General features: G+C 45.3%; 22 protein-coding genes. 2 read left to right on the forward strand and 20 right to left on the reverse strand.

Going from position 1 to position 22,645, the window contains the following annotated elements; translation table 11 throughout:
• Nucleotides 1-5: 5 nt before the first annotated feature.
• The 3 genes from DESPCE1_RS0112735 to DESPCE1_RS0112745 all read right to left on the reverse strand — a co-directional run bounded on the left by DESPCE1_RS0112735 (nt 6) and on the right by DESPCE1_RS0112745 (nt 3,036).
• On the reverse strand, nt 6-1,241 hold the full coding sequence (locus DESPCE1_RS0112735) for a hypothetical protein (protein ID WP_019850695.1): 1,236 nt from the start codon (nt 1,239-1,241) through the stop codon (nt 6-8).
• Nucleotides 1,242-1,306: 65 nt separating this feature from the next.
• Complete coding sequence (locus DESPCE1_RS0112740) at nt 1,307-2,377, reverse strand: P1 family peptidase (protein ID WP_019850696.1); 1,071 nt, start codon at nt 2,375-2,377, stop codon at nt 1,307-1,309.
• An 80-nt stretch (nt 2,378-2,457) separates the two neighbouring features.
• The gene (locus DESPCE1_RS0112745) at nt 2,458-3,036 is read right to left on the reverse strand and encodes a TetR/AcrR family transcriptional regulator (RefSeq protein ID WP_014794377.1); all 579 of its coding nucleotides are present in this window, start codon (nt 3,034-3,036) and stop codon (nt 2,458-2,460) included.
• 233 nt (nt 3,037-3,269) lie between these two features.
• Between DESPCE1_RS0112745 and DESPCE1_RS0112750 the strand changes: the two genes are divergently transcribed.
• Nucleotides 3,270-3,755: an HD domain-containing protein gene (locus tag DESPCE1_RS0112750; protein ID WP_019850697.1), complete on the forward strand. Its 486-nt coding sequence runs from the start codon at nt 3,270-3,272 to the stop codon at nt 3,753-3,755.
• Between the two features lie 45 nt (nt 3,756-3,800).
• On the opposite strand, the gene DESPCE1_RS0112755 is transcribed toward DESPCE1_RS0112750, so the two are convergent.
• The 10 genes from DESPCE1_RS0112755 to recA form a co-directional block, all read right to left on the reverse strand.
• Nucleotides 3,801-4,109, reverse strand: a complete 309-nt coding sequence (locus DESPCE1_RS0112755) for a translation initiation factor 2 (RefSeq protein ID WP_172637620.1) — start codon at nt 4,107-4,109, stop codon at nt 3,801-3,803.
• 36 nt (nt 4,110-4,145) lie between these two features.
• On the reverse strand, nt 4,146-5,312 hold the full coding sequence (locus tag DESPCE1_RS0112760) for an aminotransferase class I/II-fold pyridoxal phosphate-dependent enzyme (protein WP_019850699.1): 1,167 nt from the start codon (nt 5,310-5,312) through the stop codon (nt 4,146-4,148).
• Nucleotides 5,313-5,348: 36 nt separating this feature from the next.
• Nucleotides 5,349-6,200 carry a PHP domain-containing protein gene (locus DESPCE1_RS0112765; protein ID WP_019850700.1) on the reverse strand — a complete coding sequence of 284 codons (852 nt, stop codon included), beginning with the start codon at nt 6,198-6,200 and terminating at the stop codon, nt 5,349-5,351.
• Nucleotides 6,201-6,238: 38 nt separating this feature from the next.
• The gene (locus DESPCE1_RS0112770; protein ID WP_014794382.1) at nt 6,239-7,186 is read right to left on the reverse strand and encodes a dipeptidase; all 948 of its coding nucleotides are present in this window, start codon (nt 7,184-7,186) and stop codon (nt 6,239-6,241) included.
• A gap of 106 nt (nt 7,187-7,292) precedes the next feature.
• Nucleotides 7,293-7,553, reverse strand: a complete 261-nt coding sequence (gene spoVS, locus DESPCE1_RS0112775; protein WP_011459952.1) for a stage V sporulation protein SpoVS — start codon at nt 7,551-7,553, stop codon at nt 7,293-7,295.
• 136 nt (nt 7,554-7,689) lie between these two features.
• Nucleotides 7,690-8,469, reverse strand: coding sequence for a TIGR00282 family metallophosphoesterase (locus DESPCE1_RS0112780; RefSeq protein WP_014794383.1), 780 nt, complete (start codon nt 8,467-8,469; stop codon nt 7,690-7,692).
• Nucleotides 8,470-8,552: 83 nt separating this feature from the next.
• Nucleotides 8,553-9,065 carry a hypothetical protein gene (locus DESPCE1_RS0112785; protein ID WP_014794384.1) on the reverse strand — a complete coding sequence of 171 codons (513 nt, stop codon included), beginning with the start codon at nt 9,063-9,065 and terminating at the stop codon, nt 8,553-8,555.
• Nucleotides 9,066-9,244: 179 nt separating this feature from the next.
• Nucleotides 9,245-10,819, reverse strand: coding sequence for a ribonuclease Y (gene rny / locus DESPCE1_RS0112790; RefSeq protein ID WP_033422454.1), 1,575 nt, complete (start codon nt 10,817-10,819; stop codon nt 9,245-9,247).
• A gap of 367 nt (nt 10,820-11,186) precedes the next feature.
• Entirely contained in the window at nt 11,187-11,681 is a 495-nt protein-coding gene (locus DESPCE1_RS0112795) for a regulatory protein RecX (RefSeq protein ID WP_019850702.1), read from the reverse strand.
• A 1-nt stretch (nt 11,682) separates the two neighbouring features.
• Nucleotides 11,683-12,723: a recombinase RecA gene (recA, locus tag DESPCE1_RS0112800; RefSeq protein ID WP_014794387.1), complete on the reverse strand. Its 1,041-nt coding sequence runs from the start codon at nt 12,721-12,723 to the stop codon at nt 11,683-11,685.
• Between the two features lie 644 nt (nt 12,724-13,367).
• On the opposite strand from recA, the gene DESPCE1_RS0112810 reads away from it, so the two are divergent.
• Nucleotides 13,368-14,030, forward strand: a complete 663-nt coding sequence (locus tag DESPCE1_RS0112810; protein WP_345787846.1) for a CatB-related O-acetyltransferase — start codon at nt 13,368-13,370, stop codon at nt 14,028-14,030.
• A gap of 168 nt (nt 14,031-14,198) precedes the next feature.
• On the opposite strand, the gene DESPCE1_RS0112815 is transcribed toward DESPCE1_RS0112810, so the two are convergent.
• From DESPCE1_RS0112815 to rimO, 7 genes are all read right to left on the reverse strand, one after another.
• The gene (locus DESPCE1_RS0112815) at nt 14,199-14,522 is read right to left on the reverse strand and encodes a hypothetical protein (RefSeq protein ID WP_014794389.1); all 324 of its coding nucleotides are present in this window, start codon (nt 14,520-14,522) and stop codon (nt 14,199-14,201) included.
• A 296-nt stretch (nt 14,523-14,818) separates the two neighbouring features.
• Complete coding sequence (locus DESPCE1_RS0112820) at nt 14,819-16,411, reverse strand: DEAD/DEAH box helicase (protein ID WP_014794390.1); 1,593 nt, start codon at nt 16,409-16,411, stop codon at nt 14,819-14,821.
• Nucleotides 16,412-16,418: 7 nt separating this feature from the next.
• Nucleotides 16,419-17,666, reverse strand: a complete 1,248-nt coding sequence (locus DESPCE1_RS0112825) for a competence/damage-inducible protein A (RefSeq protein WP_019850704.1) — start codon at nt 17,664-17,666, stop codon at nt 16,419-16,421.
• Nucleotides 17,667-18,466: 800 nt separating this feature from the next.
• Complete coding sequence (locus tag DESPCE1_RS0112830; protein ID WP_019850705.1) at nt 18,467-19,948, reverse strand: AAA family ATPase; 1,482 nt, start codon at nt 19,946-19,948, stop codon at nt 18,467-18,469.
• Nucleotides 19,949-19,967: 19 nt separating this feature from the next.
• Nucleotides 19,968-20,507, reverse strand: a complete 540-nt coding sequence (locus tag DESPCE1_RS0112835; protein WP_019850706.1) for a hypothetical protein — start codon at nt 20,505-20,507, stop codon at nt 19,968-19,970.
• Nucleotides 20,508-20,734: 227 nt separating this feature from the next.
• Entirely contained in the window at nt 20,735-21,292 is a 558-nt protein-coding gene (gene pgsA, locus DESPCE1_RS0112840) for a CDP-diacylglycerol--glycerol-3-phosphate 3-phosphatidyltransferase (protein ID WP_014794394.1), read from the reverse strand.
• Complete coding sequence (rimO, locus tag DESPCE1_RS0112845) at nt 21,289-22,617, reverse strand: 30S ribosomal protein S12 methylthiotransferase RimO (RefSeq protein ID WP_019850707.1); 1,329 nt, start codon at nt 22,615-22,617, stop codon at nt 21,289-21,291. The genes pgsA and rimO overlap by 4 nt, the downstream gene beginning before the upstream one ends.
• Nucleotides 22,618-22,645: the final 28 nt, after the last annotated feature.

Below are 22,645 nucleotides of genomic sequence, written 5' to 3' on the forward strand. Positions count from 1 at the left end.
CTCAATTAAGAATATTCATCCATGATTCTCTCTCGGTAGGGAGAGCTCCGGCAAACCAACTCATTCAGTCCTTCCTCTTGCCAGTTACTTGGCAAAATCCATACCTGATATCTTTCTGGATATTTCAGCCAAGAAAGCCAAAGTCTCAGTTCTTCTTCAAAGTCCTTCAAGGTGAGCCAATGAATCCGCATATCCCATGAAGTGTTGGATTTTGTTTTGTCAGGATGGAGTAAGGTGCTCTTTTCCAAAACGCTGGACAGAAGAATAGCTTGACTGGCTTGTGTCAATGGTTTATCCAGGATCGGGCAGATGACACTGATTTGACCATTTCCTTCGAAATAATGCCATTGACCCAGATCCGCTATCCAGGATTCACTTCGATCCTTAGGCAACCACGGCCAATCTTTGGGTGCCCCCCATAAAGAAGAAAGTACGCCACTGCCTTGATAAAGCCATGAAGACAGTTGATCTTTCGGCTTGAGTTGTCCCTTTCGCTCCTTCTCTTCTATATCCTCCAGAATTTGCAGGATAGCTGCACAGAATTCGTTATTCAACTCCCCTGAAGCATCTACCCAGCCTTGACGCAGAAGGGACTGAGCCTTTTCTCCATTTTTCAGCCCTTTAACTTTTGTCGTAAATTCAAATTTTTTACCTTTTCGTTTTATCTCAGCAATCTCTATATTTCCCCACATATAGGAAATGCTTTGAGGTTTTAATTCGCATCGTACCCCTCGATCGGCAAGCTTGTCAAAAAAACTTTTGACTACAAAGAGCTGATGCTGGGCTACCGGGTTTAATTCTTGCCTCCATTTCAGCCAGTTGGGCCTGCGTTCCCCCACTGAAATTCGCTTCTGAGCGCCTGACGGCGCCTCAGGTATTAAATAGAGGCTGGGGGATAAGCGTTCTCTCCAATACACCGCTTTGGCATTGATGAGACCTCCTATTTTCGATAAAGCATGCAATAAAAAGGGTGAAAAATCAGGCGCAACAAAATATATAACCGTTCGTGCCCCATTGCTCAAACGGTTCGCCCAAAGCATGCCGGCTAATAAAAATTCCTCTTCTTTCAGCAGGGTTTGGCTTACCACGATGCCAACACGCAATGCAGTCTCTCCACCAAAGAAATAATTATACTGCTGGGGAAGGCGCAAATCTTTTCTTTTTTCGACAGGACACTCCTGCCAGTTTTGGGCAATAAAAACATCCGGATGCTGCTCCCAGATTTTAAGCCAATTATTCACAATGATCCTCCCTTAACTTTTGTCACACTACATATTTACGCTCAAACCGGGGATATCATGACATCTTAAGGAGAATTTAGTCCCATCCAGCATAATACCTCTTCAATCGGAAGAGCCTTGCGCACATGTCCATCCCGTCCTTCCATTGACGTAGCATAGAACATGGAATTCCAGATACTTTCAGCGGTTATTTCGACCACCGCTTTAAAAAAGGGATCCAACTCCCAGTCACTGATAGGATTCTTAAGTTCCAACCCATTGTTGTTAACCATTAAGCAAAATTCCCCGCTCCCCATCCGTGATATCCCGCCTGTCCTGCCTAATCCCAACGGGGCCCTTGCCGCCAGCATATCCAATTGCCGGCGACTGAGCGGGGCGTTGGTCACACCCACTAAAATTAGGGAGCCCGGAACCTGGCAGAGAATCTCATCATGGTTCATCCTTTTCATCATTAAACCTATAGGAACTCCATTGATGAGCATATCCTCTAACTGTCCAAAATTGGTCAAGGCCAACATACCCACCCTATATTCCTTATCGTTGACGGGGACCATACGTGAAGCACTTCCAATTCCTCCCTTCAATTGAAATAAGGACATTCCGACTCCCGCCCCGACACCCCCCTGGACTATCGGTCCCGTTGCCACACGGTTCAGGGCTAAAATACCATCCCAGGGCTTCACATGGCGGCCGCGGATATCATTCAGATAGGAGTCATCGCATTCAAAAACCACCAAATTCGGGGTTCGGGCATCATGACCGATCTCCGGATTTTCTTGCAATAAATAAGTCAGCATCCCTTGGGCTGCATCATAGACACTCAAGGTATTGGTCAAGAGAATGGGAGAATTAAGCAGGCCGGTCTCTTGTATATAGGGTATACCCAGAGACTTTCCAAAGCCGTTGATGACATGAATTCCCGCCCAGCAGGGTTCACGGTAGATATTTCCCGGGTGAGGACGAATGGCTGTAATACCGGTACGGACAGGGCCCATACTAGGAATGAGCGGCCCGTAACCTTTGATTAAGGAAACATGACCCACCAAAACACCGGGCACATCAGTGATATCGTTATGTAATCCAGGGAGGAGCTCCCCCATCCATAAGCCGTAGGATCGGGCACTTCGCCGTTCCATTTTTACCACCCCTTGACACTTTATGCACTTCAAGGGATAGATCAGAACAGACTTTTGCTCTCTGCCCCTTCATAATGATTCTAAGCCCTAAGCTTTCGTTCACTCAGTCCCTCAAAAAACAGATTAAGGACATCCTCCATCTCTTTCTCTAAGTTTCCTTCTCCTGTAACAAACCAATGCAGAAAATGCTGTAACACCATGCCCTCTAGGCTCTCTGCTAAAAAAACAGGATCATAGCGCTTGCTGATTTCACCAATGCGCTGACCATGGCTTATAATACCTATAATTCCATAGTGTAATCCTTTATCCAGCTCGGCTTCTTCCCTATGTTTAACAGCTACCCAAGCCAGTTCCTTTTCCCTGGTCATGAATTGGGACCAATTCTTGAGCACATGGTCCAAACGCTCCTGAAGGGAGTATCCAGCCTCCCTGCCTGAAGCTATCAACTCCTGATATTTACGTCGGGAGTATTCCAATACGACGGCTTCCTTGGATTGAAAATAATTATAAAAGGTACCTTTACCTACATCCGCCAATTGGGTAATCTGCTCCACTGAGGTCTGTTCATATCCTTGTTTGTGAAAAAGCTCCATTGCACACTTATAAAGTCGAGTATACGTCTCCAGTTTTTTTCTCTCCCGGCGAGATAACTCAGACATAATCAATCCTCCTTTGAACATTCCGCTATCCTATAATTCCTTATTCGCTTAATCCCATTATTTTCCTTCCTCAGAAGAGTTTGTCTGGAATTTTCTTCTATATTGTATCCAGGAAGATCTCACCGAGGTAAATGTACAATCACCGGAGTTCGTTGTAAAATAATATGAAAAGCTACTTTCCCGCGATTTCATTCATCTGCGCAGAACAAATACTGATATTCCAGGGGGTTTCCATGTTTTATCGTGTCCACCAATTTTGGCAAGCAATACATCCAATCATCCGGGAGGAAGAGTTGGAATGGGCCATCTCCCTCCTTCCTCCTCATTCTCTCCCATTATTTCAAGCCCAGCCACTTCCGGAACAGCGTCATGCAATGGATGTGGCACTGGATTTATGGAACTCAGGGATTCGGGATTCCCATCTCCTCATCGCAGCTCTTCTTCATGATTGCGGAAAGACAAGATATCCTCTCAAAGTGTGGGAGCGGATTGCTATTGTTTTGCTGCAAAAGGGGCCTCGCAAAATTTGGAACACCTTAATCTCCTCTCACTTCCCTATCTCTGCTCCCTTGCGGGCGGCTGAAGCCCATCCGGCTTGGGGGGCGGAAATGGCTTCAGAAATCGGTTTAGATCCTCACATCGTTGAACTCATCGGAGAGCATCATACTCCTCACAGTCAGGAAGGATACTTGCTTTACTTGGCGGATAACCGGCATTAAGGGTTAAGCATTAAAGTATAAATATAAAGAGAAGGCTTCTTTCGTTTAAGCCTTCTCTTTATATTCCTCAATTTTTTCCTGCAGCTTGACTATTTCCCGATTCTTAGAAAAAATCCATTTGGCAAAACGGGTATTATCCCGTTGCAAACGGATATTTTCCTTTTCCAATTTATGAATAAGAGTTACCTTTTCCCGCTCTACCTTTTCAAGTAGATTCATAAGGACTCTGCGGCTAACCCTTAGATGCTCCACCCGCTGTTCCAATTCCTCGATTCGCCCTTTTGCAGCCCTGAGCTCTTCGCGAAGATTTCTAATTTCTTCATGAATCTCCAAGCCTCTGTCCCCCCTAGCCATAGTCTACATAGGTATTCTATGCCAAGGTTGAACTTTTTAATCCTTTGCGGCCAGAAACTCTTGAACTCGCCGAACAGCCTCTTTTAAGACCTCCTGATCCTGAACCATGCCAATCCGTACATACCCCTCTCCATATTCCCCAAAAGCAACACCGGGGACGACAATAACTCCAGCCTCGCGGGCCAGCTCAAAGGCAAAGCTGCGAGAATCCTGTGATGTGGGTACTGGAGCCCAAATAAACATGGAACCTTGTGGAGTGGGCATGGACCACCCCGCTTGTGCACACCCCTCAACCCAGATATCTCTCCGTTCCTCATAGGCCCGACGGTTCTGTTCGACATTTTCCTGAGAGGCACTGAGGGCATAGGCACCAGCCTGTAGAGCGGGTTCAAATACCCCATAGTCTATGTTTGATTTTAGTTCAGCCAAGGCGTCAATGATTTCAGTATTGCCGACCGCAAACCCTAATCTGACCCCTGCCAAATTGTATGTTTTGGAGACAGAGTGGAATTCTATTCCCACTTCTTTAGCACCCGGAACTTGAAGGAAGCTCACAGGGCGGTAACCATCGAAAGCCAACTCAGAATAGGCGGCATCATGACAAACGACAATATTATTTTTTCGTGCAAAACCAACGACCTCTTCAAAAAAGGACAAAGGAGCCACTGCAGCAGTGGGGTTGTTGGGATAATTAAGAAACATAATTTTAGCTTCCTGGGCTACTTGATCCTCAATACTTGACAGGTCCGGTAAAAAGCCGTTTTCCTCCCTTAAGGGCAGCGAAACTTTTTCTCCCCCGGCCAAGACCAATCCCGCTGTGTATATGGGATATCCCGGATCAGGTATTAAAGCCACATCTCCAGGATCGCACAGGGCTAAAAAGATATGAGCAAGCCCATCTTGGGAGCCCATTAAAGGCAGAACTTCCTTTTCAGGGTCCAGATCCACGCCGAAGCGCTCTTTGTACCACCGGGCACATCCTGATCTGAAGTTCTCCGTTCCCCGGGTCAGAGTGTAGCCATAATTCCTGCCATTAAGGACTCCTTCAGCCAAGACTTGACGAATCTCTTCCGAGGGGGAGCGATCGGGGCTACCAATGCTGAGATTAATCAGAGTTCTTCCAGCCTTCTCCAATTCTTTTCTTAAATCGTCCATTTCCGTAAATACAGATGCTCCTAAACTGCTTAAACGTCGCGCTTTCAAAACCTTACCTCCTACCCAATTACCTATGCCGGCGATTCAGACATGATGCGAATAGGCTAGATTGCGGATTTTTTCCACGATCTCATAGGAAGTTCCCCATCCGCCTAAACGAACACCCGGTTTTCGCTCTTCCCCATGAAAATCTGAACCACCCGTCATCAGCAATCCATATTCTTTTGCTATGGCTCGGTATTTCTTCTCATCTTCAGAGGTGTGTTCAGAGTGATTCACCTCAATCCCCTGCAACCCTACTTTGACCCACTGCTCAATTCCCTTTTCCAATCCATATATCCCGGGATGAGCCAATACAGCAACGCCACCGGCTTCGCGAATAAGAATAATTCCCTCTTCCGGAGTTATTTTTAAGCGGGGAACATAGGCCGGTGCTCCGGTTCCTATATAGCGGTCAAAAGCTTCACGAATGGAGTTTACCACCCCTTTATTAACAAGAACTTGAGCAATATGGGGTCTCCCCACGGACTCCCCTTTCGTTATTCTTTCGACCTCTGCTTTCTGAATCGGAATACCTAAATCCTGCAGTTTTTCAATAATCCTATATACTCTATTGAAGCGTGCTTCCCTTAGCTCGGAAAGCTTATCTTCAAGTATCATTGCTTTGGGATTCATCTCGTATCCTAGAATATGAACTTCGACGCCAGCCCAATCTGTATTGAGTTCAACTCCTTTGAGGATATCCACATTGAAATGTTTGCCTGCCTGGATGGCCTTTTCCCAACCGCTTAGGGTATCGTGATCCGTTATTCCTACCGCCTTAAGTCCTAATTCTGCAGCCTGTTTAACCAGCTCCCAGGTCGTAAGCAAACCATCAGATGCACTAGTATGACAATGCAAATCAGCTTCCGGGTATCTAAGTTTAACTTCGGGCATGATCTTTACCTCTTTCCAGGGAATATACACTGACTATTCTATTTTAGCACGGTAGAAAGTAAACGCATAAAGTTTTTATACATTATTTTTTCTATTTCCTTACCGCTAAACCCGGCGTGATGCAAAGCCTCAGCTAAATCTCCATATTTGTCCGCTCCTTCCAGACCTGCGGGGGTATCATCGATGCCATCAAAATCCGAACCCAAGCCAATCACATCCACCCCCGCCAATTCCGCTATATATTGGATATGACGCACCACATCATAAAGGCTGGCTTTGGGCTCTTGAGTTAAGAACCCCGGATAAAAATTCACACCCACAACTCCCCCATTGTGAGCAAGTGCCTTAAGTTGTTCATCGTTGAGATTACGGGGATGTGGACAAAGGGCATAGGCACAGGAATGAGAGGCCAGGATAGGCTCGGTACTGAGCTTGAGAACATGCCAGAACCCTGCTTCATTGAGGTGAGATACATCGATAAGCATACCCAGTTCATTCATACGTTGAATGACTTTCTCACCGAATTGGGTCAAGGTGCTTTGGGTCATTTCCCCTGCGCCATCGGCGATGGCATTTCTCTGATTCCAGGTAAGGCCTAAAGCGCGCACCCCTAATTCATAGATAATATCCAAGAGAAACAGGCTGTTGCCAAGGATTTCTCCCCCTTCAATACTTAATAAGCATCCCACTTTAGAAGGGTGAAGGTCTGCCAAATCCTTTTTTTGCCTGATCAAAACCACGTTTTCCGTGTTGGCCTGAATGAATCTATGGAGAGCATGGATAAGCTCCAATCCTCTAAGAGTACCTTTTTCCGGTTTATACTGGCTTTCAATGAAAGCAGCCATGAATTGGAGAATCACTTTGCCTTCTTTTGCCCTTTGGATATCCCAATGCCCTCCCTCTTGGGGGGCAGTCAGACTTCTTTTTCCTTCCAAAAAATCGAGGATACTGTCGCAATGACCGTCTATGACCCAAAAATCCTTCATACCTTATCCTCCCTAGCAAAATCAGAAACACCTGCCGCCTTAAGCCAACAGGTGTCCTGCTTCTAAACCATAATCATTAAAAGTATAATACCCTACCGAACCTTCCTTAACGTGGTTCTACAATGAGCTTTATTGCCGTTCGCTCTTCTCCGTCAATTTGTATGTCGGTGAAAGCAGGAATACATACAAGATCGACTCCGCTCGGGGCAACAAACCCTCTGGCAATAGCTACTGCCTTTACAGCTTGATTAAGTGCACCTGCACCAATGGCCTGCAACTCCGCACCTCCCCTCTCACGGAGCACTCCAGCCAAAGCACCTGCAACAGAATTTGGGCTTGATTTTGCTGAGACTTTTAACACATCCATGAACGACAACCTCCTGTTCGAATCACTTGACATATATTCCACATACATTAGTTCTATTCTCCAGAAGGTGGAAAAAATCCTCTTTTTATCCGAGAGCTTTCAGACTTTTTTAAATATTTTTTCCTATTGCCAAAATTTACTCCTGCACTCGCTGAATAGCCTTGATTGAACGGGCTTTACCTGTACTCTCATCCACATCGATAACCACTGCGTTAAGTTGTATGGGGCCTGCCGCTAATTCAAATTTAGCAGGGAGCTGGGTTAAAAATCGATTAATAATGGTTTCCTTTTTAACCCCCAAAACAGAGTCCCGGGGTCCGCTCATCCCCACATCCGTAATATAGGCAGTTCCTTGATGTAATAAGCGGGCATCGGCCGTCTGGATATGTGTATGAGTCCCCAAAACCGCTGAAACTTTACCATCAAGAAACCAGCCCAGAGCCACTTTTTCTGAGGTAGCTTCCGCATGAAAATCGACAATAATGAGAGGGGTTTCCTGCCGCATCTCATTAATCCAGCGAATGGCACCACTAAAGGGATCCTCAAGATTATTGAGAAATACTCGACCGGAAAGATTAAGTATTCCGATTTTCTTCCCCTTTGTTCTTATATAGCCATATCCTTTTCCCGGTGCACCAACAGGGTAATTGGCCGGCCTGATCAAGCGGGCTTCCTGGTCAATAAACTTCATGATGCTCCGCTGATCCCAGACATGATTACCCATGGTGATAAACTCGATTCCATAGTCATAGAGCTCTTCAGCTACTTCCTTGGTCAGTCCTTTACCTCCGGCAGCGTTTTCTCCATTAGCTATGGTTAAGTCAATTCCATACTCTTTTATAAGAGGTTTAAGGAATACCTTAATAGCCTCACGGCCAGGGTTGCCTACAATATCGCCAATAAATAGTATATTCACTCTATAAATCCCCAATCATTCGCCAATCCGATATAGTATTGATATGCCCAAAAAGAGCCCATCCAAAACCTACCCACTCAATGCTAACTATTATAGACCAAAACCCGTCCTTCTTCCCGAACCGCAATAAACCCTTTCTCTAAGCGGCAGTCGCGAAAGGACTGGAGAATCTGCCCGATAACTTCCTCCTGAAATGCTTGCTCTTCCTCAGGAATCTCAGTCTCATCATAGATTATGCTCTGAGTTATGTCCCTCACCAAATCAACGATCAGACCAATCTCTCTCTCGTTCATACTCTCAACGTCCCGGGTAACGGTTACTAATGCCACACCGCTTTCCAGCTTAAGCTCTATTTCGCAGATCCGCATTGGATAGCCTTCTATTCTATGATAAGCCCTTAAGGCCTCTCTCAATGTATCCCTAAACTTTTCTCCCTGATTGGAGCCCGCTACTGTAAAGCGGAAAGTCAGGGCATGGTCCGGCTGTTGATAACGGACAGAGCATACTTCCGGATAGCGGATTAAAATGGATATCAGTAACCCCACTCCATCAGGTGCACTTCCCCCATCATTATAATGGAGGTTCAAACGTCCCATAGTGTCATCCTCTTTCTAATCAAACTGAATATTTGCTGCTTCTCATCACTCCATAATAATTCGTCAATTTCGGGTAAAGTCCTGCCAGATGATTTCCTCCTCCATGTTTCTTGTGAAAATATAAAGGACAGGCGATGTTCTCACCTGTCCGCAATGTTCAAGATTAAACTATTCCATGATTATTTTGCATAATCCACTGCACGAGTTTCACGAATTACTACAACCTTGATTTGACCTGGATATTCCAATTCATCTTCAATACGCTTACTGATTTCGCGAGCCACTTTCGGAGCCAGAACATCATCAATTTTGTCCGGTCTTACGATGATCCGAATCTCACGTCCTGCTTGAATTGCATAGGATTTTTCTACACCTTCATAGGTGTCGGCAATCTCTTCCAGCTTCTGCAGACGCTTAATATAAGATTCGAGAGTCTCACGACGAGCCCCTGGACGAGCGGCTGAGACTGCGTCTGCTGCAGCCACTAAGACCGCTTCTATGGTCTTAGCCTCAACATCACCATGATGGGCTTCAATAGCATGAATAACTTCCCAAGATTCCTTATACTTCTTCGCCAGATCGACACCGATCTGAACATGAGTCCCTTCAGTATCGTGATCCACAGCTTTTCCTAGGTCATGCAGTAATCCTGCCCGTTTAGCCAGTTGGACATCGGCACCCAGTTCGGCAGCCATTAAACCTGCCAAATGGGATACTTCCATAGAATGCTTCAGGACATTTTGACCATAACTGGTCCTAAATTTCAATCGCCCTAAGAGGCGGATGATTTCAGGATGTAAACCATGAACTCCCGTTTCAAAGGTAGCTTGCTCTCCCTCTTCACGAATATGTTGATCCACCTCTTTTTGAGATTTTTCAACCATTTCTTCGATGCGGGCCGGGTGAATCCGTCCATCGGCAATGAGCTTCTCCAGGGCAACCCGGGCAACTTCTCTACGAATTGGGTCAAACCCAGAGAGAATTACAGCTTCGGGAGTATCATCAATAATTAAATCAATCCCTGTTAAAGTCTCAAGAGTACGAATGTTACGTCCTTCCCGTCCGATAATTCGTCCCTTCATTTCATCACTGGGAAGGGCCACTACAGACACGGTGCTCTCGGCCACGTGATCTGCTGCACAACGCTGGATCGCCAAAGAGATGATGTTTTTAGCCCGCTTCTCTGCTTCTTCTTTAGCCCTTGTCTCAATATCTTTAATCATAATAGCGGATTCGTAACGAACTTCTTCTTCTACACTTTGCAGCAGAATTTGCTTCGCTTCTTCAGTGGATAAACCAGAGACACGTTCTAACTCTTGTTTTTCTTTGGCTACAGTTTGCGTCAGGACCTCTTTGAGCTGGTCTACTTCTTCTTCTTTACGATGAAGATTATCTTCCTTGCGCTCTAAAGACTCCATTTTACGGTCTAAAGACTCTTCTTTTTGGATAACCCGTCTCTCCATCCGCTGAATCTCATTGCGGCGTTCCCGGGATTCTTTTTCCACTTCATTGCGAATATGCATGACTTCTTCTTTGGCAGCAATGACAGCTTCTCGGCGTTTTGCCTCAGCGGCACCCTGTGCATTTTCGATGACACGTTTTGCCTCTTCCTCAGCTGATCCAATGAGCTTTTCCGAGGTATTCTTGCGAATAACCCAGCCTATAAAACCGCCCACAAAAAGGGATACCACGACTGCTATAACTATAAAGATCAATTCAGATAGTTCCAAGTAATTTTCACCTCCTAAACACATACTTATTTTGGTTATCATTCTCCTAGTTCTCCCTATAAAAACAAAAAGACTGGGACCATGCCAGCTCTTTAAAAGAAAACCTTCAATTTAAGACAAAGAAATTGTCTCTTTTTTCCTACAAACCTACACGCCGCTAGTTCGATACCTCCATATAAAATACTAACTACGATGCAATCTATAAGAAAACCTTAAAGGTCTCACTTTAAAAGAAATAGGCTCTTTTTAGTGTAATATCTTTTGAAAAATTTGTCAAGAACCACATAGAATATAGATGTATAGTACAAGTATTCTAAGAAACGGCGCTCCTCTGTTTTCATTATTATTGTTGATCCGCATATATGAAAACAGGAAGGACTCTGCCTTCCTGTTATTCCTCCCTAATCTCTTCAATGATCTGAAAAACCATTTCCTGAGGGTATCCTTTTTGAATGAGCTTTTGCCCGACTCTTTGCCTTAACATAAATCCTCGGGGAATTTTTTCATAGCTCTTCTTATGTTGATAAGAAGTTTCCCAACGCCGGGATTCCTCAGTCCAAAGTTTTTGGGCATGTCTTCGACAAAGTTCTGCTTCCTGTCCCGGCAGATAGGTTTCCTGCAAAGCTTGCTCAATTACACCTTCTTCAATCCCCCGGCCCTTTAGCTCATAGGTAATTCTCTTTCTGGAGTAATTCATCTGCTTGCTCAGGCAATAAGTACGGGCATACTCCTGATCGCTCAGATAGCCCCATTCTAAAAGCCGCTCTATAGCAGCTTCGATGTCCTGACTTGGAAATCCCTTCTTCTCCAGCTTTTGGATGAGTTCGCGACGGGTGAGGATCCTTCTCGATAAATAGGTTAAAGCGGCATTCAAGGCATCCTTCATCTTAGATATCTTCAGGCTCCTCCAGGGCATCATCTGCCGCCGGAGCGTTTATGTTGGTAATACTTGCCCGGATGCTTTGCTCGATTTCAGCGGCAATATCAGGATGCTGCTTTAAGAACTCTTTGACATTCTCTCTTCCTTGGCCCAACCGCTCACCTTTATAGGAGTACCAGGCCCCGGACTTATTAATAATATCCAGTTCTGCACCTACATCCACAATACTGCCTTGACGAGAAATACCTTCACCATACATAATGTCAAATTCCGCTTGTTTGAAAGGTGGAGCCACCTTATTCTTAACAACCTTGACTTTGGTACGATTGCCAATCATATCCTGACCTTGCTTCAGTGTGTCCTGACGGCGTACTTCCAAACGGACGGAAGCATAGAATTTTAAGGCCCGTCCTCCGGTTGTGGTCTCCGGATTGCCAAACATAATTCCCACTTTTTCCCGAATCTGGTTAATGAAGATAACACAGGTATTACTCTTACTGATGGCGCCGGTTAATTTTCTCAGCGCTTGGGACATTAAGCGGGCGTGTAAACCCACATGAGAATCTCCCATTTCCCCTTCAATCTCTGCACGGGGAACAAGAGCCGCCACAGAGTCAATGATGACGACGTCGATAGCTCCACTGCGCACTAAGGCTTCGCAGATCTCCAGGGCCTGCTCCCCTGTATCCGGCTGGGATACCAGGAGATTATCGATGTTGACCCCTAAAGCCTTGGCATAGACCGGGTCAAGAGCATGCTCCGCATCGATAAAAGCAGCAACACCGCCAAGCTTCTGAGCTTCTGCCGCAATATGCAAAGCAACGGTGGTCTTACCGGAAGACTCAGGCCCGTAGATTTCAATAATACGTCCCCGGGGCACTCCACCCACCCCAAGGGCTATATCAATGGCCAAGCAACCCGTTGGAATGACTTCTACCGCCATTTTAGCGGAAGCCTCCCCCAATCTCATAATCGACCCTTTTCCAAATTGTTTTTCGATTTGGCTTAAAGCCATATCCAGGGCTTTTAATTTATCGTTACCGGCCATCTCGTTTCCTCCTCAAGCGAATACTTTTTAATTTTTTCACGATAAGCACAAACATTTGTTCGATTATTATTATACTTTTGTGCGTGAAGCCTGTCAATCATTTATTTAGAAGAAAATAACAGAGGGGGTTGCCGATCTACTTTTCAGAGTAGCTGCTCCTCATAAAATGCACAAACAGCTCTTTGTGTAGATTCACTCAAATCATCGAAACTCTCCACTCCGCCTACATATACATTGGTCGGACCGATTGGGTCTCGAACGGTCAGTAGTGTTGTTTCATCCGAAAGCAAAAGCATCAAGGTCAACAATGATAAACAAATCGCTATCCAATTACCTGGCCACACAGCTTCAGAGGCCGCATATGGCAAAAACGACGATTTTTCAAATGAATAGCCGCATAAAAAAGTTAAACCTCGTATGATATAATGGTATAAGTATAAATCCATAAGCTGAGGATTATATAAGTAACAGTTAACTATTACAATCAGGATATAGAATGCACTATTGTTCTGGTTTCGTTTAGAAAAGGAGACGATTAATTTATGAAAGAAATTCGAAGAAAAAGGGCGGTAGCTACGTCGCCAATCAATAAATCCGGAGGTGATAACACTACTAAAATAAAGGAGCAATAACTGATGGAAACTATGGATAAAATACAGATTCTCGATCCGAATGAGATCTTTCCTAATGAATATAAAACATCCTGCTTTTTAAAAAATGTAATCACAGCCCCCAATATTTTTGTAGGGGACTACACCTATTACGATGACGCCGTTGACCCCACCGGCTTTGAGCGCAACAATGTACTGTTCAATTGGCCGGAGTTTGGAGACAAGCTCATTATCGGCAAATTCTGCGCCCTTGCCAACGGTGTACGGTTTATCATGGGCAGCGCCAACCACCGCATCAGCAGTATCAGCACCTATCCGTTCAGCGTCTTTGGCGGCGCATGGACTGAAGCTGCACCGCCCCATCTTTCCCAGCTTCCTTTCAAGGGGGACACCATCATCGGCAACGATGTGTGGATAGGCCGCGAAAGCGTCATCATGCCCGGTGTAAAAATCGGTAACGGAGCTATTGTCGCCGCTTATTCGGTGGTAGCCAAGGATGTGGAGGCCTATACCGTTGTAGGCGGGAACCCGGCAAAGCCTATTAAGAAACGGTTTGACGACGAACTGATCGCTTTGCTGCAAGAGTTGAGATGGTGGGATTTTGAACCGGAACAGCTTACGGCGTTTATACCCATCCTGTGCGACAGCAATTTGGAATCTGTACGTGCTAAACTGAAAGAAATGCTGAAAAAATAGCTTTCTTCTATCAGAGATAGCTAAGTCAGCCAATCATATGAAATAAGGAAGGCCCGGTAATACCTACCGGGCCTTCTTAGCGTGTCAATATTGTATCAATATCGACGTTCTTTCATGTGTCATTAGTACAAAATAGATGCAGGTAAAATGGTATTCATAATTATGCATTTACAGTTTGTTTGATAGTTTTGTATTTTTTCTATAAACCAAATATCCACAAATAACATAAAAAACTAAGACTACAATGCCTATTGGTGTTTCACTGAAAATCTGGCCAGTTTCCTGCGTTCCCATATAAACTAAATGGATTGCTGGCAGTGCACCCAATAAACTACCCCAGAAATAACTTTTATTAAGAAGAAAGCCGCTAATAAACCATAAGAGTAACCAAACCGCAACAATAGGTGAAATAGCACTAAAACCACTAAGTGCTACTATTCCATAAAAAAGTGTGAACATAATAGCTGGCATATAGAATAATAATTTTTTCATTACTACCCTCCTAAATAAAATATAATATAAAAGTCAAGGCAAAGCAAATGCATCTGTTTTGTCTCAATTTTCTAGCGAAGATAAGGGGATTCGAACCCACGACCTCTTATATGCGAAGCAAGCGCTCTCTCCACGCAGCGAAGGTCTTGAGCGATTAGATTGCTCCACGAAGCTTATGGAGTGAACGCCGAAAGCAAAATCCTGGAGAATCAGGGCGTATCCGAAATCCGCTATGCCAACAAAAAGGCCGCTGTTCAACGGACTTGCAGTCCATTTTACAGCGGCCTCTTGTTTCTTTATCTGGCCTTAGCCGGTTCCACGTTGACCTTACGGCCTTTGATCATGTTCTGATGCATGCAGCTGAGAACACGGCTGGCGTGTTGTTCCGGGATTTCCACAAAAGTAAATTTATCATAGATGTTGATCATCCCGATAATATTGCCGGGAATCCCGCTTTCGTCTGCTATCCAACGCACAATGTCCTGAGGACGGACTTGCTGAAGACGGCCGATATTCATAAAGAGGCGGACCATGCCGGGAGCTGCTCCCGTATTACCAAAGGCAATATCATCTTCCTCTTCAATTCGCTCGTCAACACCCTCCACGGCGAACTTCAAGGCTGCCGCCGCTACATCCACGGAGTCATACTCCTCCAGCAAGGAGCCCACGATGGAACGATAGGTTCCCAGGTGGCCTCGTTGTAAAATCTTAACAAGATGATTCTTGAGATTTTCTGCTTGCCGTTCACTGACATCGGCTAAGGTCGGTAATTCTTTGCGTACGATCCGGGTCTTAATCAAGCGTTCGATCAAACGAAGTTGGCGGTATTCCCGGGAGGAAATCAAAGTAATGGCTTGACCTTTGCGCCCGGCTCTGCCGGTACGTCCGATACGATGGACATAAGACTCCGGATCCTGGGGAATATCGAAGTTAATAACATGTGTGACATTATCGATATCCAGTCCCCGGGCTGCCACGTCCGTAGCCACAAGGAGTTCGACCTTGCCATCACGGAACTTCTTCATGACCCGGTCTCTCTGCTGCTGGCTTAAGTCACCATGCAGAGCATCAGCAAAATACCCTCTTGCCTCCAAAGCAGCTACAAGCTCATCAACCCCTCTTTTGGTCCGGCAAAAGATGATGGCTTGGCCGATATCTTCCATATCGATAATCCGGCACAGGGCGTCGACTTTAATCTTGTCTCTGGCTTCATAAAAGACTTGCTCAATCAAAGGAACTGTGAGTTCATCACGGCTTACGGCTACAGATTTGGGTTGACTCATATAATTCTGAGCCAATTTCTTGATTTCCGGCGGCATAGTAGCGGAGAAAAGCATAACCTGGCGCTCTTCCCTGGGAACCTGCTTAAGGATAGTTTCTATATCTTCAACAAATCCCATATCCAGCATTTCATCGGCTTCGTCCAGAACCACCATTTTTACGTACTGTAGTTTTAACGTCCCACGATTTAAATGGTCGAGGATACGGCCCGGAGTTCCTACAACCACTTGGCTGCCAAAACGCAGTGCCCGGATCTGGCGGTCTATGGATTGACCTCCATAAATGGGTAAGGGTTTAACATGGCGATATTTTCCGATCTTGCTGATCTCTTCCGACACCTGAACTGCCAATTCCCGAGTTGGTGTCAAAATAAGGGCTTGAACCGCCTGAAACTTAGGGTTGATTTTTTCACAGATGGGAATCCCAAAGGCAGCTGTTTTTCCTGTACCGGTTTGGGCCTGTCCAATTAGGTCCACTCCATCTATAGCCACGGGAATCGCTGCTTTCTGAATCGGCGAGGGTTCCTCGAACCCCATTTCCGATAATGCTTGGAGAGTTTGTTTGCTCAAACTTATTTCACCAAAAGATTGTAAACGTTCTGCACTCAATGAATAGTTAACCCCTTTCAATATTCAACATATAACGGCGAATCCAATCCAGGGCAGCTTGAACAGTCAGCTGACGAATTGAATCACGGCCTCCATGAAACTGAAACTTATGCGCTTTGATACCTTCCGAAGTAGCTAAGCCAATATAGACTAATCCAACAGGCTTTTCCTGGCTTCCTCCTCCGGGTCCGGCAATTCCAGTAATACTAATGCCAAGATCTGCTTGGGTACGATTTCGGATACCTACGGCCATTTCCCGTGCTGTCTCAGCACTGACAGCACCATATTGGCACAAGGTCTGGGAACTCACTCCCAAAAAACCTTCCTTCAGAGCGTTGGAATAACTGATGACTCCACCCAGATAGAAATCCGAACTTCCAGGCTGTTGGGTAAGCTGTGCACCCAATAGTCCACCCGTACATGATTCCGCCGTGGCAAGAGTCAACCGATGTTCCTTCAATCCCCTACTGACAAGTTCAAGCATGGTATCCTCATCCGTTCCGAATACCTTATCCCCGAGTCGCTCACGAATCACGCTTTCAGCTTGAGCGAGAATCCCTGCGGCTTCATCGGCATTCCCTCTCACCACTAAGCGGATATGCATTTCAGAATGCTTGCAAAGCAAGGTCATGCTGGGATCATGCCTTCCCATGAAATCTCGGAGTAGCTCTTCCAACTCCGACTCCCCCAAGCCCACAACCTTCATCACTCGAACGTACATTCTAGCAGAATCTCCTTGAGCTATTCGCTCCAAAAATGGCCATACATAGCTCTTGAACATAGGCTCCATTTCCGATGGAGGGCCCGGCAAGAGGATGATGGTCTTATTATTCTTTCGGACAATAGCCCCTGGTGCTGTCCCAAAATGATTGGGAAGAATTTGAGATCCTTCAGGAAAGTATGCTTGTTTCTCTTCCGCCTTAGGCATTTCGCTGCCTCTTATGGCGAAAAACTCTTGAATCTTTTCGTGACTAGGCGGATCAAGAATCATTTTTAATCCAAAAATCTGCGCAATGAGTTCCTTGGAGAGATCGTCTTCCGTTGGCCCTGTCCCTCCGGTAATCATAAGCAGATCCGATCGTTCTATTCCTTGTAGGATTACCTTTCTCAACCGTTCTTTGTTGTCTCCAACCGTCGTATGGTAATCCACTTCAATTCCTAATTCAGATAACTTTCCTGTAAGATAGTGTGCACTCGTATTTAAGGTCTGTCCTAATAGTATTTCCGTTCCAGTTGCAACAATTTCAGCTTTCATGATATTTTATCACTCTCCCTCTACAAACGCAAATATAAGTAGATATTAAAATAATTCCTTTAAATTATTTCTCTTCTTTCGAAAACTTATCCTCTCGGATAGAGTAAAGTCTTAATCAAATAATTTTCTCCATGCCGCTGCCACAGCACCGACAGAGAATGAAAAAGCTATCCGGGTCGTGTAGCTTTACGCACAGTGCTCACTCAGTAGCTCCGGGGCAGGTCAACCCGCTTTCTTAACTGCTCCGCCAAACCTTAGGGCAATACCTGATGTGAACCATGGCTACGCAATGTTAAGAAAGCCTCGTTAACCCGACCGCCCTTCCGCTTAAAGAAAGCTTGGCTTATGGTGAGTGAAGCGAAGCAGAAGCCTTAGCTGCCTTATACACAGTGAAAATCCTTCGCTCTTGTGCATAAAGCTACGCTTCCAGGTCTTTGTTGACTCTGTTTTGGGGTCTTTTTCAGAGTAATCGACCATACCGCGGGATAGCACCAGCAGAGATGAAAGCTTGATCCAGGTCGGGTAGCTGCGCCGCTCAAGCCCGAAAGGTAGCCCAAGGATTTGGCTTTAAGGCAGAGAACGGATTCTAAGCGAGCAGGTAAGCAATCTTCGCGAAAAGACTGTAGCGGAGTCGGGTTGGAAACAGGACGTTTCCAACCGCCCATTGAGCTTGAGCGATTAGATTGCTCCGCGCAGCTTATAGAGTGAACGCCGAAAGCAAAATCCTGGAGAATCAGCTTTCGAGCCTTTTTCAGAGCAGAAAAAAAGATCCTGTCTTCCAGGATCTCATGAGTAATGGATTAAGCTGCATTCTCTTCAATAAGCAGACGAAGTCTTTCTCCATCAAGAACTTCTTCAATTTTTAATACCTTAACTACTTTCTCAAGGAGGCCCTTCCTCTCCAGGATAATCTGACGGGTCCTCTCCTCCAATTGTTCAAGTATTTCGCCAGTGACTTGTTGACGCTGTTCAGCACCTAATTTCGCCACATCCACGACTCCGAGGGTGGACATTCCTGAGGCTAGCATTTTCTCCACCATATGCAGGGCTTGTTCATAATCACCGGCTGCGCCGGTACTTCGCGTACCCAGGATGGCTTCCTCGGCTATGGCTCCGGCAAGGGCAACCATAATCTGTTCTTCAATCATGGCCTGGGTATAAAGATACAAATCATCTTTAGGATAGTGACGAACATAGCCCAAAGCGTTACCCCGGGAGCGAATAGAGATTTGCGACACTGAATGAGGCCGTACATGTTCGGCAAGCAAGGCATGGCCCCCCTCATGGATAGCCACCCGCTGTAATTCTTCATCCGTAGGCTTGCGATCCAGTTTTTCTCCTAAGAGAACTTTTTCAACCGCTTCCCGGAAATGAGACATGTTAATTTCCTGAGCATCATTCCTTAGAGCAAAGACTGCCGCTTCATTGGTTACGCTTTCCAAATGAGCACCGGAAAAATTATAGGTTTCTTGGGCAATCTGCTCCAGATCCACACAGGGAGCCAAAGGTTTGTTTTTAGTATGAATAGTGAGGATGGCTAAACGCCCTTCTTTATCCGGTAAGTCCACCTTGACCTGACGATCAAAACGCCCCGGACGCAAAAGAGCCGGATCCAGTGCTTCTGCACGGTTAGTGGCAGCAATAACTAAAATTTGGGAACCTTGTTCACTGTTTCCCAGCCCATCCATTTCCACCAGAAGCTGGTTGAGAGTCTGATCGTATTCATGGTGGGAGACATTACTGCCTCGCTTAGCTCCAAGAATATCCATCTCATCAATGAAAATTATTGCCCGATCTTTCTTTTCTTTTTTAGCCGTCTCTCTTGCCTTTTTGAAGAGTTTCCTTACCCGCTCCGCTCCCACACCTGCGTACATTTCCACAAACTCACTGCCTGAAACGGCTAAGTAAACAGAATCCGTATAACGAGCCGCCGCCTTAGCCAATAAGGTCTTTCCAGTTCCTGGCGGACCGGATAAAAGGATACCTTTCAGAGGCCGAATCCCCAGTTCCCTCATGCGTTCACTGTATAAGAGAAAGTCCAGGGCCTCCTGCAGTTCTTTTTTAGCGGCATTCTGACCGCCTATATCTTCAAAATCAACTGTGCCGCCGGAAATCCGGACCCCTTTTTCAGATCCTCCTACCATAGGTCGGGGGATAAACTTCCAAAACATAACGGCCAAAAGCACCAAAAATCCAATGGGCAAAACATTGTAACCGGAAACCCAAAGATAAAAAAACAATCCTAGTCCAACCCCGGCTGCTATATCTTTAGCCAATCCCATTCTCTCTCCTCCTTCCCACCTATTGGTTCATGGTTTTATAATCCCCTCCGACACTGGGAAGGAATATTCCCTGTCCATGTCTCTCTATAACAGAAACCAATTGATTTTCTCCTTTAGTCAAAACGAGATAGATGGCTTCGTTATCCATGGCCAGGCTCATAATCACTCCGGCCTGCCCCGCCTGTGTCGTAAGGGTTTCCTCCATTTGCGTGAAGTTTCCCATGGCCATACCCTCTTGAATAGCAAATTGCATCTGCTGAAAGATCTCTTCCAACTCAGGAGTTCGTTGATCCGCCAGACGAATTGGACGTGCTCCGGAAATAGTCTTCAACTGAGTGCAAATAGTTTGCAGATTACTTACCTGACCGGTATTGACCAACATTTCAGAAGCCCCTTGTCTATTCAATATCTCAGCAGATATTACCCCTGAAATCTGTTGACTTTCCTTAATTAAAGAACCTTCGAGCCATTTATTTTCATATAAAAGCTTGCCGCTTAATAATAAGCCAAAAATAAGTATACTTACTAAGCTGATGATGGTGAGCCGCTGCTTCGTCATAAAGCGCCTCCGATCTTTATTTTTATAATCTTATAATGCAATACTATCCCAGCGTGTACTCTTATCCGGTTGGTGATGCAAACACGAGTATAACACCAGGTATATACTAATTCACTCCAATATTATAGCACGGATGATGGGTTGCACTTATATCCAATTCGTGCCAATAATACAAAAAACAGCATTGTCTTCCAACCCTTGGAAAACCCTGCTGTTCATTGTTATTTCTATTTCTTCAAAAACTTCATTGATTTTACTAAATAATCCACACCTGAAATAATCGTAAAGAAAAGGGCTACATAGAGAAAGGGCTGCCCTAGATATATATCAAAGAGAGATAACGGCCAATCATGAAGCAGAATCAGAGAAATAGCCAAGACCTGAGATACGGTTTTGATCTTGCCTAGTTTACTGGCTGCAATCACGGTTCCATCAGCAGAAGCTATGGCTCTTAATCCTGTCACTGCAAACTCCCGGGCTAGTATGGTCCAGCAAATCCACGCCGGCACATCCCCTAAGTCCACAAGAGCAATTAATGCTGCCGAAACTAAAAGCTTATCTGCCAGCGGGTCCATAAATTTCCCAAGGACTGTAACCTGGCCTCTTTTACGTGCAATATAGCCATCCAATCCATCCGTCGTAGCTGCCAGGATGAATATCATCGCTGCCACAAAATCCTGATGAGGAAAAATCGGCTGACCTTTAGGAAATTGTATGAGTAACAAGGCCATAAATATGGGTATTAATATTATCCGCGCTAAGGTGAGTTGATTGGGTAAATTCACTGCACAACCTCTCCCACTAAATCATAGCTATCTGCTTCCCTAATCTTAACCTGGACAAAGTCTCCAATCTCAAGTTCTCCTGGGGAATGAACATAGACTAAACCGTCGATTTCCGGAGCATCCCCTTCGCTGCGACCAACCCAGCGTTTATCCGGCAATTTTTCTTCGATAAGGACCTTTAGGGTTTGCCCCACCCACCTCTGCTGTTGCTCGTAAGCGATGTCGTACTGCAGTCTCATCAGTTCATTACGTCGCTGTTCGCGAATCTCCTCTGGCACCTGATCTTCCCTCTTGGCGGCAGGAGTGGATTCTTCTTGAGAATAGGCAAATGCCCCTAAGCGTTCAAAGCGAATTCTCTTGGCAAAATCCAAAACAGTTTGAAACTCTTCTTCAGTTTCCCCGGGAAACCCGGTGATCATGGTTGTGCGAAGACGAATATCAGGCATTTCCCGACGTAATGTTTCAATTAATCCTTCAGCTTCTTGAATAGTACCTCTCCGATTCATTTCAGCTAATACTTTATTATGAGCGTGTTGAAGAGGAAGGTCGAGATAACGGCAAACTTTTGGAGTTTCCTTCATAACCGTGATCAGTTCATCAGTGAACAATTCCGGATAACAGTACATGAGGCGGATCCATTCTATTCCTTCAATCTTGGCAATCTCTTTGATCAGGGAAGGCAACCTATACTCGCCATAGAGATCTTTTCCATAACGGGTAGTATCTTGAGCGATCAGTAAAACTTCTTTAACTCCTTCGGAAGCCATGGCTTCCACCTCACGAAGGATGGACTCTTGTTTTCTGCTACGAAAATGCCCCCGCACATGAGGAATGATGCAATAAGTGCAATAATTGTCGCACCCTTCAGCCACCTTGACATAGGCATACTGCTTAGGAGTTAAGCGGACCCTGGGCATAGTTTCATCATAGATAAAGGCCGGGGCCTCAGCACTTATCTTCTTAACCTTACTCTTCTCTGCTTCCTCGAGAGTCTGCAGAATCTCTGAGATATTCCCAGTCCCCATGATTCCATCCAGTTCGGGAATCTCAGCTAAAAGCTCATCTCCGTAACGTTGAGCTAAGCACCCTGTAGCCACAAGAGTCTTGCACTGTCCTTCGCCCTTATATTGAGACATCTGGAGAATTGTATCGATGGATTCAGCCTTGGCACTTTCAATAAAAGTACAGGTATTAATAATAATAATATCCGCTTGCTCCGGCTCAGTCACGACCTGATATTTTTCCATCATATGACCGGTCATGATTTCACTATCAACTTGGTTTTTCGGACATCCTAAAGTCACAATAGCAACTTTTTTATTCAATGCTTGCACCTCTGCATAGTATCATTTT

The sequence above is a fragment of the Desulfitobacterium sp. PCE1 genome, assembly GCF_000384015.1.
In the GTDB taxonomy this organism is placed as follows: domain Bacteria; phylum Bacillota; class Desulfitobacteriia; order Desulfitobacteriales; family Desulfitobacteriaceae; genus Desulfitobacterium; species Desulfitobacterium dehalogenans.